The sequence below is a fragment of the Micromonospora sp. NPDC000207 genome (genome assembly GCF_040300925.1).
Classification (GTDB): domain Bacteria; phylum Actinomycetota; class Actinomycetes; order Mycobacteriales; family Micromonosporaceae; genus Micromonospora.
Window position 1 is genome coordinate 1 of record NZ_JBEPEQ010000139.1, and the last position, 12,505, is coordinate 12,505.

Genomic DNA, 12,505 nt, shown 5'->3' on the forward strand with positions numbered 1-12,505 from the left:
GGCGAGCACCCCCCCCCGGCGGGGGTCGCGGCGGGCGCGCGGCGGGCCGCGGCGGGGCGTGACCGGGCCGCCGCCCGCCGCCCACTGCCACCGCCGCCGCCGGGCGTCGCCGACGGTGACCGGTCGTCCATCCCGACCTCCGTCGCCGACGACGACCCCACCCTCACCGACGCCACCCCGGTCACCGACCGGCCGCCGGTCACCGCCGGACCGAAGCCCCGGGCCAGCCTCCTCGCCACCACCGGTCTGGTGTTCGGGGTGGCGGGGGCGCTCGTCGTCCTCACCGGAACCCTCGCCGGGTACGGCATCGCGGTCGGGGCGGTCGGCGCGGTCCTCTCCGTGCTCGGGCTGATCGCCACCCGCCGTCGGCACGTCGTCGGCAAGCCGGACGCGCTGCTGGGCATCGCCTTCGGGCTCGGCGCAGTGGTGGTCGGGGTGCTGGCCATGACCGGCCTGTACGTCTGGCCCAACACCGACGGTGACTGGGTGCAGCGGCTGCGGGAGTGGCTTGACTCACAGTTTCTGAACCGGTTCTGACGGGCACATACCTCCGTGCCGGTGGTTCACCGGCGGCAGGCCCAGCCAGCCGGTGGTTCACCAGCAGGGCAAACTCCTTCGGGGGCGGCGTGGACGCCGCCCCCGAGTCGTGTCCGGGGCCCCGAAGTCGGCTGTTGCAACGATTCGTCGCCGCCTCCCTGCCAGACGCAACGTTCCGCCGCCGAACGCAACTCTCAGCGGTGGATCCCGTCGTCGGGTGCGGCATAGCGTGGAAAGGCGCCAGCTCCGATGGCCACTGAAGGCCGGGGCGCGCCCGACCCGCTGGGAGCAGGACACATGACGATGGACGGGCTCCGCCAACGTTTCCTGATGTGCCGGCCGACGTACTTCGCCGTGGACTACGCGATCAACCCGTGGATGGACCCGACCGCCCCGGTCGACACCGCCCTGGCCGTACGCCAGTGGGAACTGTTGCGCCGGACCTACCTCGACCTGGGACACCAGGTGGAGTTGATCGACCCGCTGCCCGGCCTCCCCGACATGGTCTTCGCCGCGAACGGGGCGACGGTGATCGACGGTCACGCCATGGCGGTGCAGTTCCGGGACCCGCAGCGCGCCGACGAGGCCCCGGCGTACCGGTCCTGGCTGGAACGGTCCGGCTTCGAGGTGTCCGACCCGAAGCACGTCAACGAGGGCGAGGGGGACGTCCTGCTGGTCGGCGACCACCTGCTCGCCGGGACCGGGTTCCGGACCTCGCACGCCGCACACGCCCGGCTACAGGAGACCTTCGGCTATCCGGTGGTGACCCTGCACCTCGTCGACCCCCGCTTCTACCACCTGGACACCGCGCTGACCGTCCTCGACGAGCAGACCGTGGCGTACCTGCCGGAGGCCTTCTCCCCCGGCAGCCGCGCCGTACTGCGTCGGCTCTTCCCGGACGCCGTCCACGCCACGACGGCCGACGCCGAGGTCCTCGGTCTCAACGCGGTGAGCGACGGCCGACACGTGGTCCTGCCCGAGCAGGCCACCGGGCTGACCGGACAGCTGCGCGACCGGGGGTACCTGACCATCGGTGTCGACCTGTCCGAGCTGCGTAAGGCCGGCGGTGGCCCGAAGTGCTGCACGTTGCGACTCCGCCAGGGAAGGGCAGACAGGTGATCCTCGACGACACGCTGCGGACGCCGGACGCGGTCCGGGACGCGCAACGCTGGACCGCGCACAACTACCACCCGCTGCCGGTGATGATCTCCGAGGCCGAGGGCGCCTGGCTGACCGACGTGGACGGCCGCCGCTACCTGGACTTCCTGGCCGGGTACTCGGCGCTCAACTTCGGCCACCGCCACCCACGGCTGATCGCCGCCGCCCACGCCCAGCTCGACAGGTTGACACTGACCAGTCGGGCGTTCGTCCACGACCAGTTCGCCGACTTCTGCCGGGAGCTGGCCGACCTGTGCGGCAAGGATCTCGTCCTGCCGATGAACACCGGTGCCGAGGCGGTGGAGACCGCCGTGAAGGTGGCCCGCAAGTGGGGTTACCGGGTCAAGGGGGTGCCCGCCGGGCAGGCCGAGATCGTGGTGGCCGCCGGCAACTTCCACGGCCGGACCACCACCATCGTCAGCTTCTCCACCGACTCCGACGCCCGGGACGACTTCGGGCCGTACACCCCGGGCTTCACAGTCGTCCCGTACGGGGATCTGGACGCGTTGACAGCCGCCGTGAACGAGAACACGGTGGCGGTCCTGATCGAGCCGATCCAGGGCGAGCAGGGGGTGGTGGTGCCCCCGGCCGGGTACCTCCCCGGCGTACGCCAGGTCTGCACCGAACGCGACGTGCTCCTGCTGGCCGACGAGATCCAGTCCGGGTTGGGCCGGACCGGGGAGACCTTCGCCTGCGACCACGAGGGGGTCGTCCCGGACATGTACCTGCTGGGCAAGGCGCTCGGCGGGGGGATCGTCCCGGTCTCCGCTGTCGTGGCGGACACCGACGTCCTCGGGGTGCTCCAGCCCGGCCAGCACGGGTCCACCTTCGGCGGGAACCCGCTGGCCTGTGCGGTCGCCACCGAGGTGGTGCGTCTGCTCACCACCGGTGAGTTCCAGCGTCGCTCGGCGGAGCTGGGTGCCCGACTGCACGCGGGCCTGGACGAGCTCGTCGGCAGGGGCCTGGTGGCGGTCCGGGGCCGGGGACTCTGGGCGGGGCTGGACCTCGAACCCGGGCTGATGACCGGCCGGCAGGCGTGCGAGCGGCTGGCCGAGCGGGGTGTCCTCGCCAAGGACACCCACGGTGCGACGATCCGGCTGGCTCCGCCCCTGGTGGTGACCGAGGCGGAGATCGACCACGCGGTGGCCCAGCTCGCCGCCGTCCTCTCCGCCGCCTGACCGGCACGCCGTCCCGGCCCAGACCCGAGCGGAACGAGGTCGGGCGTACCGGGCGACCCGACGAGGTCAGGGCAGCCGGCGCGCCCCGGACGGGTACGCCGGCTGCCGACGACTGTCAGGCGTTGGGCAGCCGCATCGCCATGGTGGGGGCTTCGGCCATCACCGAGGCGGGGGTGATGGGCGCGCCGCTGGCCAGCTCACCCGGTCGGCCCACCTGGACCCCGGGGTAGAGCTCGACCATGTCCCCACCGTCGAGGATCCGGGACTGTCCGGGCTGGAGCTGCTGCCTGTCGGACTCCTTCATCGACCCGCCCGGGCGGATGCCGGAGCCGTTCGTGCTCACGTCGGTCACCACCACCTCGCCGGCCCGCAGCTCGAACTGGAGGTGGCTGCGGCTGATCCAGCGGCGGGCCTCGTCGTTGAGCCACTGACCGAGGGTGATCCCGCCGGGCTGGTCCGGGGACCTCCCGATCAGCACGGGCTCGTCGGCGGTGAGCACGAACCGCCGACGGATCAGCCCCCCGACGCTCACCGCGAGGACCTGGGTACGCGGACGGGGCCCGCCGTCGTTGAGTCGGGTGCCGTGCCGGGGGCAGGTCGGTACGCCGTTACGCAGCGCCGGTGGCGGCTGGCCGCCCGCCGGGCGGTCGACCCGGGCCAGGTCGGCGAAGGCCCCGCCGCCCCCGCCACCGCCGAAGAGGGCGCACCCCGGCTCGGGGCACCGCCACTGCCGGGCGAGCAGCTGCTCGCCGACCGGGGAGGGGCGTCCCTCCACCGGGACGGTGGCGTTGCCGACGTGGGCGACGAAGGCCGGGCCGCCCTGGCCGGGAACCGGGGCCAGGACGCGGCCGGGCTCCTCGGTGACCCAGGGGAACCGTCCGCGCAGCCCGTCGAGGCGGTTGCGGGTGAGCACCGGGAGGCCGAGGAGGTCGGCCACCTCCAGCATCCGGTCGCCGGGGTTGTCGAGCACCTCGACCAGCCCGTCGTCGGCCCACCGGCGGACCACCATCCGCTCGTTGGAGGTGAGGTCGGCGTCGGAGAGGACGGCCCGGTGCACCACCGCGTAGACCGGGACGCTGTCCTCCTCCAGCTGCCGGGAGAGCGCGTCGATGATCATGCCGAGCCGGAGCAGGTTGGCCGGTCGGCCGCCGTCGAGGTCCTGGTACCTGATCACCTCTGCCAGGTCGAGGACGGCCCGGGCCAGCGAGGGGTCGACGCACACCCGCCCCTCGATCGCGTCCAGCACCTTGCTGATCTCGAACCTCACCGAACACCTCCGACGATCTCGTCGATCCGTCGGGCCAACTCCAGGTCGCGGGGAGTGACTCGGTCGACGGTGTGGGTCACGCAGCGGAAGGTCACGGTCCGCCACCGGATGTCGATGTCCGGGTGGTGGTCGAGCTCCTCGGCCACGACGGCGACCCGGTCCACCACCGCGATGGCGGCCGGGAAGTTCCTCAGCTCGACGGTCCGGGTGATCCCGGCCGGAGTTCCTGTCCAGCCGGTCAGCCGTTCCAGCTCGTTCCGCACCGCCTCGGCGGTCAGCGCGTCTGCCATGGGGTGACCCTACCGGTGCAGGTCGCGGTCGTGGTGACCATGCCCGGCGGATCGGAGCAAGACCACATGCGGGCCGTACCGGACCTCGCCGCCGGGCGGATGTCCCACCCCGTCGCTAGCCTGTGCGGGACCCGGCCGGGGCCGCCACGGCGACCCCGGCCCACCCGAGAAGATGGAGTAACTCCAGCATGAAGACTCGACGGCTGGCGACCACGGGGGCCGCGCTCGTCGCCGCATTCGGTCTCGCCCTGACCGGTTGCGGCACCGACGGGACGTCGGACACCCCGGCCGGCAACGGTGACGGCGCGGCGGCGGAGTCCAGCGCCGCACCGGCCGACCCTCGTGCGGAGCTGGGCGCGGCGGCAATGAAGCTCAACGAGGACAGCGTCCGGGTCGAGATCAAGTCCTCGGTCCTCAGTGGGGGCGGGGTGATGGACCCCACGGCCAAGAAGCTCGACATGACCATGGACCTGGGCGGGCAGGGCTCGTTCCGCATGATCACGATCGACAACGACGGCTACCTGAAGTACACCGGCGTCCCCGGCATGTCCGACAAGTGGCTCCGGCTCGACATCAGCAAGCTCGACGCGAGCGGCCAGATGAACCTGATGCCCGACGGCGACCCGGGCGGTGCCCGACAGCTCGTCAACGGCGTTGTCGACATCGAGAAGGACGGCGACCGCTCCTTCTCCGGCACCATCGACTACACCAAGGCCAAGCCCGGTGACAAGGCCGTCGAGCAGATGGGCGAGAAGGGCAAGGCGGTGCCCTTCACCGCCAAGACCGACGACCAGGGCCGCCTCGTCGAGTTGGTTGTCGACACCAGCGTCCTGGACCAGTCGCTGGGCAAGATGACCACCACCTACTCGGACTTCGGCACCGAGGTCGACGTGCAGAAGCCGCCGGCCGCCGAGACCCAGGACGCTCCGCCGGCCCTCCTGGAGTCGTTCGGCGCCACCACCACCTGACCCGCGTGCCGGTGTGTCGGTGGCACCGCTCGACGCCACCGACACACCGGCACCCCCCGTTCCTTCCTCAGGTCATCCGGCCGACCGCCGAGCGGAGGCGGGCCAGGTCCCGACGCCGCCGCTCGTAGGTGGCCGCGACCGAGATCAACACGATCCCGCCCAGCCCGAGATAGATCCAGCGGGGCAGCAGATCCCAGCCACGCAGCGTCTCGTGCAGGGCCGACAGGGTGAGCCCCACCGTCCCCAGCACCACCGGGGCCTGCCACCGCCGGGCCGCCCCGACCAGGACTGCGGTGAGGGCGACCACCCCGACCAGCAGCCGCCGCCAGGGCTGCGGGTCCGCCGCCGCCAGCACCGACACCAGGCTGGGCAGCAGCAGCGCGGCGAGCCCCGGCCCGAGAGCCAGCCAACTGGTCAACTCGGGGCGTCTCCGCAGGGCCGTCGCCCCGGCGACCAACGCCAGCACCGCCGCCGGAACCGTGTACGCCTCCAGCAGCGCCACCTCACCGGCGAGCAGCATCAGCCAGGCGCCGACCACCTGGGAGGTCCAGGCGATACCGGCCAGCACCCGTCGGCGTCCGGTGGACTCGCCCAGCAGCAGACGTACCGCGACAGCGGTGCCCCACAGGACGCAGACCACTGCGGCGTGCCGGATCGCCCCGAAGGCGAACAACACGGCTACCCCGGCGACGACCTGGGCGAGGATCTCCAACACCCGGCTCGACGTCGGCTGCCGACGGACCAGCACCGCGGCGGCGACGAGGGTCAGCACCGCCACGGCGAGCACCGCGAAGGCTGCCGTCCGGGGAAGCAGCCCGCCTGCCGACGAGGCGGTCAGCGCGAACCCGAGCGCCGAGGCGACAGCCAACGGCCAGCCGGTCAGGCGGATCGCCGGATGCCGGGCGGCCACCCCGATCGCCAGGGCCGCCAGCAGGAGCGTCCCGGTCGCACCGAGGGTCCCGAGACGGGTGGCGAGCAGCCCCGCCACCCCGGCCCCCAGGGTCACCACCCCGGTCGGCAACGCGACACCCACCACCACCGGGTACGGCCTACCGACAGTCGACACCAGCAGCGCCGCCGTACCGACGAGCAGCAGGACCGCCGGCACCACAGGCCAGGGCGCGCCGACCGCGACCAGCAGCACCGGTACGGCTGCCACCAGGAACGGAGCGGCAGTCGCCGCCCGGGTCCGGGCACCCCGGGTGACCAGGGCGGCGGCGAGCGCCAACACCAGCAGGGCGACCCCCGTCCCCGGCGATCCGGAGACCGTCTGCGTCGGGACGCCGGACCAGATCCCGGGGATCGGCCGGTACGGGGCGAGCAGCGCGGTCAGGGTGGCGGGCAGAGCGGCGAGGACCGCCACCGTCAGGAGCAGCCCGCCCGGGATCCAGAGCGCGACCCCGGGTCGCCGGTCCGGGGCGGCCACCAGCACCAGCAGGACACCGAGTGCGGCGTAGAGCGGCACCGGTTCGTCGCTGGTCGTCATGACCGCCGCGAGACCGGCCGACCCGACCACCACCGCGTACCCGGCTTCGGCGTACCGGGTGGACTCCGGCCACCAGCGGCGGACGGCGTACGGGAGAAGGACCGTCAGGGCCGCGGCGGCGAGCAGGGCGCGGGCCTGCCACCAGGAGGGTGCCCCGGCGACGAGGGCGAGCAACGGCGCGGTGAACGCGACCGTGGGGACTGCCACGCCCAGGCCCACCCCGCCGACGATCCGCTGAACCGTGGACCCCCGGCGACCGAGGACCGCCACCACCAGGGCTGTCGACGCGGTCACAGTCAACGCCACGATCATGCCCAGTGGCCGGGCGAACGCGACGAGGAGCGCGTGTCCGACCAGGATGGTCCCGCCCACCGCCGGGGGGAGCACCATCCGGTGCCGCGTACCGGGTCGGACCACTGCGGCGACGAGCAGGGCGACACCGCCGAGGAGGCCGAGCGCCACCACAGCGGGCCAGGACGCCCGCCAGGCCGCCGGCGCGGCGAGGAGCCCCAGGGTCACCGCCGGGACCACGCTCACCCACCAGCCGGTGCGGGGGACGACCAGGGTCACCGCCGCAGCGGCGAGCAGGACCAGCACCGGGAGCTGCCACCCCCAGGTCAGCAGGGGACCGGGGTCGGCTCCCCGCCAGGCCGGCAGGGAACGGCTCACAGTCATGGAGGCGAAGACCATGGTGAGGACGACGGCTGGCAGGGCGCTACCGACGGCCACCACGAGCGCCCCGGTCCAGGGCCCGGTCCGCCACCGTTGCGGCAGGAGTCGGACCACCCCGGCGGTGACGACCGCGAGGACCCCGACGGCCAGCAGCGTCAGCGTCGGCCACTGCTGCCCGAAGGCCCGCACGATCGCGGCGACGAGCACCGGGACCGCCATCGCGGCGGCGGTCACGGCGAGCCCCCGGCTGCCGAGGGTCCGGGCCGTACCGAAGAGCACTGTCACCGCCAGCAGCAGCGGAAGGCCGGCCAGGACCGGCACCCCGAAGGCCTCCCCCTTGACGAAGGGGACCAGGGCGAACCCGGCCGCGACGAGCACCGCCATCGCGTGCCCGATCCAGGCGCAGATCTGTCCGACGAGCCGGACACCGCCCGCCGGGGCGGTCGCCCGACCATGGTGCAGGACTCCGAGGACGGCCAGGTTGATCAGGGCGACCCCGATGAGGACCAGGGTCCAGCCGGTGGCCGAGAGGTCCGCCTCGACGGCCAGCAGCGGCAGTACGGGCTGCACTGTCAGCCACGCCCAGAGCCACGGTCCGGTGAGTCGGCTGAGTCGCCCGTACCCGGCGGCGAGCGCCGCGCAGATCCCGCCGACGAGGGCGGCGTAGCGCGTCCCGGGCCACGACGAGACGCCGAACAGGTCCACCATCCAGATCGCGTACCCGTCGAGGAGCACCAGCAGCAGACCCACAGCGGCCAGGGTCTCGGCCGTACCCCGCAGGCCCCGCCGGGCCGCCACCAGGGGCAGCGCCAGCACGACGACGGTGACCGCGGCGAGGATCAGGGCCCGTCCGGCGACCCCGACGGTGGCCCAGGCCACGGCGGTGAAGACCACAGCGGCGGTGCCCAGCAGCAGACCACCGAGAGCGAACAGCAGGGCCCGTACCGCCCGGTCGGAGGTCTCCTCCCCGGCCGGTCGGGTCGGGGGTGCCACGACGGGCGGCCGCCAGCCGGTCGGCGGGACACCCGGTCGGACGGGCTGACCCACCGGTACGGGGTGCGCCACCGCCCCCGGCGGACCGGCAGTGACGGGCCGACCCGCTCCGGCGGGGACAGGTCGGCCGGTCGGCAGGGGTGGTACGGCCGACCCCGGCACCGGATGACGCGGTCCGGGCACCGGGTGGTGCGGTGCGGACACGGGGTGGTGCGGTGCGGGCACGGGGTGCGGTCCGGTGGGAGCGGGGACCTCGGCCCGGACCCGGGCGGCCCACCTCGCCCGGCTGTCCCGGGTGGCGGCGAGTCGACCGGCGAGGTCCTGGTACGTCCGGTGCACCCGCTCCACCTCACGGCCGAGCGTGACGATCTCCCGGTCCAGCCGGATCACCTCGGCGGCGGGCGGGTACGGGGGCCGCCGACAGCCGGAGCAGCCGACGTGCAGGTCGGCCGGCGCGCCGCAGGCGGGACAGGGGTAGGTGCTGGGCTCCACCGGGCCATCCTCACGGCCTGACCCCTGGCCTGGGAAGAGTGCCCGTACTCAGGGGCGGGTGTGCTCGACCACCCAGGCCGTGTACGCCGGGTTGCCGCTCTGCACAGTGGTGACCAGGATCTCGGGCACCTCGTACGGATGGTTCGCCCGGATCTGGGTGAGCAGCGCCTCCACCCGGTCCGGGGCGGTCTTGAACTGCACCGACCACTCGGTGGTGGTCTCCACTGCGGACTGCCACCGGTAGGTGCTGTCGATCTGACCGCCGACCTGGGCACAGGCAGCCAGTCGACCGGCGACCGCCGCTGCGGCCAGTACGTCGGCCACCGACCGCACGTCCACCACCGTCGTCACCACGCAGATCTGCTCCACGGGACGACCCTACGCGGCGTCGTCCCGGTTGGCCGCGATCCAGTCGTCGATCTTCTTCCACCAGTCGTACAACCAGTCGATGCGCTCTTGGCGGCCGGTCGGGATCTCCTCCGGTGGCACCGACCAGAAGCGCATCACGATCCGCTTGTCCATCGGCAGTTCCCGCCAGACGTCGGCCACCGTGAGCATCTGGTCCAGCCCGGTGTGGGCCACGAAGATCACCCCGGCGTCGGGGGCGGCGTCCAGCGCGGCGAGGAGGCCGCCGGGCTGCGGGGCGAGGACGTGCTGCATCCGCTCGGCCCGTAGCGCCATCCGTTCCAGGCCACGGGAGCGCAGTCGGGCGATCGCCTTGAGCCGACGGCGGGGGGTGAAGTTCCCGCCCTCGGGGAAGATCACGAACGCGTCGTCGTCGTCGAGTCCGACAGCGAGGTTCCCGATCTGCTCGATCACCGATCCACGGGTGTCGGGGGCGGGGGCGATGAACCGGGTCGGCAGCCGGTTGAGCAGCACGTCGATCGCCGGGTCCCACTGCAGGGCCGCCTTGAGGACGATCCGGGGCTCCCGGGAGAACCAGTTGACCAGGGCGTGGATCAGGATGAACGAGTCGCCCGGTCCGGCGTGGCGGCACAGCACCAGCTCTGGCCGACCGGGCAGGGCGGTGTCCGGGTCGGTGCCCACCACGTCGATCCTCAGCCGCAGCGTCCACCGGACCTGCCAGAACAGCATCCGCAGGAACGCACCGGCGAGGACGTAGTGCGCCCGTTGGAAGGCCGGTGACCGGGTACGCCATCCGAACCCGGAGCCGACCCAGAGCCCGAAGAGGGCCAGCAGCGCGGCGGCGTCCCAGATCAGGTAGACGGTGCCCATCCAGAGCAGCCGCAGCGGGCGGAGCCGACCGGGCAGCAGCGGGGAGGCCGCCGCGGCGAGGAAGGCCCAGGCCGGCAGGGTGGTCACCAGCAGGAAGGCCAACAGGACCACACCCGGGGCCAACACCGACCGGCGGACCCACCGTGGAGGCAACGGCATCAACGCTCCAGGTCCGCCAGGTAGCGCCGGGAGGCGGTGTACGCGCGGCTGATCCGACGCCCGACCGCCGCCATGTCCCGGTACGCCCACGGGGTGTCGTCCCGGGGCTCCAGCCCGCCGGTGGGCAGGACGTGCACCTGGACCCCGTCGGGCAGGGCCGCCAGGTCCCTGGCGAACCGGTGCCGACGGGCGATCTCGAACGCCACCTGGGCCACCTCCCAGGGCCGTCGGGGCGGCGTCAGCGCCCGTTCGATCCGACCCACCTGGAGTACGAAGATCTTCTCGGCCCCGGCGGTGACAGCCGCGCCGATGGGGATGGAGTTGACGATCCCACCGTCGACGTAGTGCTGACCGTCGATCTCGGTCGGCGGCAGGAGCCCCGGCACCGAGGCGCTGGCGAGCACGGCGGGCACCAGCGGACCACTGTCGAACCAGTGCTCGGCAGCGCGTTCGATGTTGGCAGCGCAGCACATGAAGGGCACCCGGAGGTCGGCGAAGGTGGCCTGTTCGCCGAGTTCGGACTCCAGCAGTCGGCGCAGGGGGCGGGGCGAGTGCAGATGGGTACGCGCGGCGAACCGTCGTAGTTGCCGGGCCACCGAGTCGCCGTACACCTCGCTCGCCTCGGGGGAGGCCCAGAGCCGGACGAGCCGGTCGGTGACCGCCTCGGTCGGATCGGCGGCGACCAGGGCGCCGTTGACCGCGCCGATGGAGGTGCCGACCACCAGGTCGGGTCGGATCCCGGCGCGGAACAGCGCGCGCAGCATGCCGACCTCGACCGCGCCGAGCACTCCCCCGCCGCCGAGCACGAACGCCACCGGACCTTGACCCATGACGTTCATCCTGGCACGGCGGGGAAAGGTGCCGTCCCGCCCAGGGTCGCCGCCGGCACCGCGAACCGGACCTCGGCCACGAGCTGCGTCGTCACCGGGACGGACGGCCGGTTCGACCCCTCGGTGGTGATCATGGGACGATCCGCCCGTTGACAGTCCAGACGCATTCGCGCAACCTGATACCGCCCCCACCCCCAGGCAGGTGCGATCACTGATGGCAACGCTGCAAGCCGGCAGGTTGCTGGCCCGCAGGTACCGGCTCGTCGACCAGATCGGGTCCGGCGGCATGTCGGTGATCTGGCGCGCCCGGGACGAGGTCCTCGACCGGGTCGTCGCGCTGAAGGTGCTCGCGCCGTCCCTCGCCGCCGACGCCCGGTTCCGGGACATGGTCCGGGCGGAGGCCCGGGCCGCCGCCCGGCTGGTCCACCCGCACGTCACCTCGGTCCACGACTACGGGGAGACGCTGGCCCCGGACGGCTCCATCACCTCGTTCGTGGTGATGGAGCTGCTGACCGGGGAGGAGCTTGAGGACCGGCTGATCGAGGGTCCCCTGCCCTGGCCGGAGGCGGTGGAGATCGGGGCGCAGATCGCCGACGCGTTGGCCGCCGCCCACCGGCTGCACATCGTGCACCGGGACATCACCCCGGCGAACGTGATGATGACCCGGGTCGGGGCGAAGGTGCTGGACTTCGGCATCGCCACCCGGATCGGTGCCCCGGACGAGGACGAGGACGGCGGGACCTTCGGCACCCCCGCGTACGTGGCACCGGAGCGTCTCGACGGGGCCCAGGCCCAACCCGCCACCGACATCTACTCCCTGGGTGTCCTGCTGTACGAGACGCTCACCGGCCAGGTGCCGTACCCGGCGGACACCTGGGAGGAGCTGAGCACGGCCCTGGCGCACACAGCGCCTCCGCAGACCCTCGACGTGCCGGGGCTGCCGGTCGAGGTGACCCGGATCTGCCTGCGCTGCCTCGACCGCGACCCCCAGCGGCGGCCGACCGCCGCACAGGTGGCGGCCACCCTGCGCGACCAGCTCCTGCCCTCCGACCCGCAGGCCGCCACGATGCTGGCCCCGACCATGACCCTGCCCTCGATCGTGGTGGCCCGCCCTGCCGGTCCGCCCCCGGCCACCGGCGGGGGTCCGACCCCCGCGCCGCCGCCCCTCGCCCCGGCCCCCGGGTCCGCGACCCTGTCGCCCTTCGCCTCGACCGCCGGATCCGCCCCCGCACCGCCGCC

At 73.4% G+C, this 12,505-nt stretch carries 10 protein-coding genes and 1 pseudogene; 5 read left to right on the forward strand and 6 right to left on the reverse strand.

The features are described from left to right. From ABT336_RS24435 to rocD, 3 genes and pseudogenes are all read left to right on the forward strand, one after another. Window positions 1–537, forward strand: a pseudogene (locus tag ABT336_RS24435) (thrombospondin); the annotation flags it as partial. Between the two features lie 303 nt (window positions 538–840). Then, window positions 841–1,656: a dimethylargininase gene (gene ddaH / locus ABT336_RS24440; RefSeq protein WP_350899467.1), complete on the forward strand. Its 816-nt coding sequence runs from the start codon at window positions 841–843 to the stop codon at window positions 1,654–1,656. Next, window positions 1,656–2,873, forward strand: a complete 1,218-nt coding sequence (rocD, locus tag ABT336_RS24445; RefSeq protein WP_350899469.1) for an ornithine--oxo-acid transaminase — start codon at window positions 1,656–1,658, stop codon at window positions 2,871–2,873. The genes ddaH and rocD overlap by 1 nt, the downstream gene beginning before the upstream one ends. Window positions 2,874–2,988: 115 nt before the next feature. Here the strand turns inward: rocD and ABT336_RS24450 are convergent, their stop codons facing one another. Together ABT336_RS24450 and ABT336_RS24455 are read right to left on the reverse strand one after the other, a co-directional pair. Further along, a complete protein-coding gene (locus ABT336_RS24450) occupies window positions 2,989–4,140 on the reverse strand; it encodes an FHA domain-containing protein (RefSeq protein ID WP_350899451.1) in 1,152 nt (383 codons plus the stop codon). Next, on the reverse strand, window positions 4,137–4,430 hold the full coding sequence (locus ABT336_RS24455; protein ID WP_350899453.1) for a 4a-hydroxytetrahydrobiopterin dehydratase: 294 nt from the start codon (window positions 4,428–4,430) through the stop codon (window positions 4,137–4,139). The genes ABT336_RS24450 and ABT336_RS24455 overlap by 4 nt, the downstream gene beginning before the upstream one ends. Before the next feature lie 188 nt (window positions 4,431–4,618). Between ABT336_RS24455 and ABT336_RS24460 the strand changes: the two genes are divergently transcribed. Then, window positions 4,619–5,398 carry a hypothetical protein gene (locus tag ABT336_RS24460; protein WP_350899455.1) on the forward strand — a complete coding sequence of 260 codons (780 nt, stop codon included), beginning with the start codon at window positions 4,619–4,621 and terminating at the stop codon, window positions 5,396–5,398. Window positions 5,399–5,465: 67 nt separating this feature from the next. Here ABT336_RS24460 and ABT336_RS24465 read toward each other — a convergent pair whose 3' ends face one another. The 4 genes from ABT336_RS24465 to ABT336_RS24480 are packed head-to-tail and all read right to left on the reverse strand — an operon-like array spanning window position 5,466 to window position 11,266. Beyond that, the gene (locus ABT336_RS24465) at window positions 5,466–9,041 is read right to left on the reverse strand and encodes an SCO7613 C-terminal domain-containing membrane protein (RefSeq protein WP_350899457.1); all 3,576 of its coding nucleotides are present in this window, start codon (window positions 9,039–9,041) and stop codon (window positions 5,466–5,468) included. A 48-nt stretch (window positions 9,042–9,089) separates the two neighbouring features. Beyond that, window positions 9,090–9,410, reverse strand: coding sequence for a divalent-cation tolerance protein CutA (gene cutA, locus ABT336_RS24470; RefSeq protein WP_350899459.1), 321 nt, complete (start codon window positions 9,408–9,410; stop codon window positions 9,090–9,092). 9 nt (window positions 9,411–9,419) lie between these two features. Beyond that, on the reverse strand, window positions 9,420–10,436 hold the full coding sequence (locus ABT336_RS24475; RefSeq protein WP_350899461.1) for a 1-acyl-sn-glycerol-3-phosphate acyltransferase: 1,017 nt from the start codon (window positions 10,434–10,436) through the stop codon (window positions 9,420–9,422). Beyond that, window positions 10,436–11,266, reverse strand: a complete 831-nt coding sequence (locus tag ABT336_RS24480) for a patatin-like phospholipase family protein (protein ID WP_350899463.1) — start codon at window positions 11,264–11,266, stop codon at window positions 10,436–10,438. Before ABT336_RS24480 ends, ABT336_RS24475 begins: the two co-directional genes overlap by 1 nt. A gap of 214 nt (window positions 11,267–11,480) precedes the next feature. Here ABT336_RS24480 and ABT336_RS24485 point away from each other — a divergent pair. After that, the coding region (locus tag ABT336_RS24485) for a serine/threonine-protein kinase (protein WP_350899465.1) at window positions 11,481–12,505 on the forward strand (1,025 nt) is incomplete at its 3' end.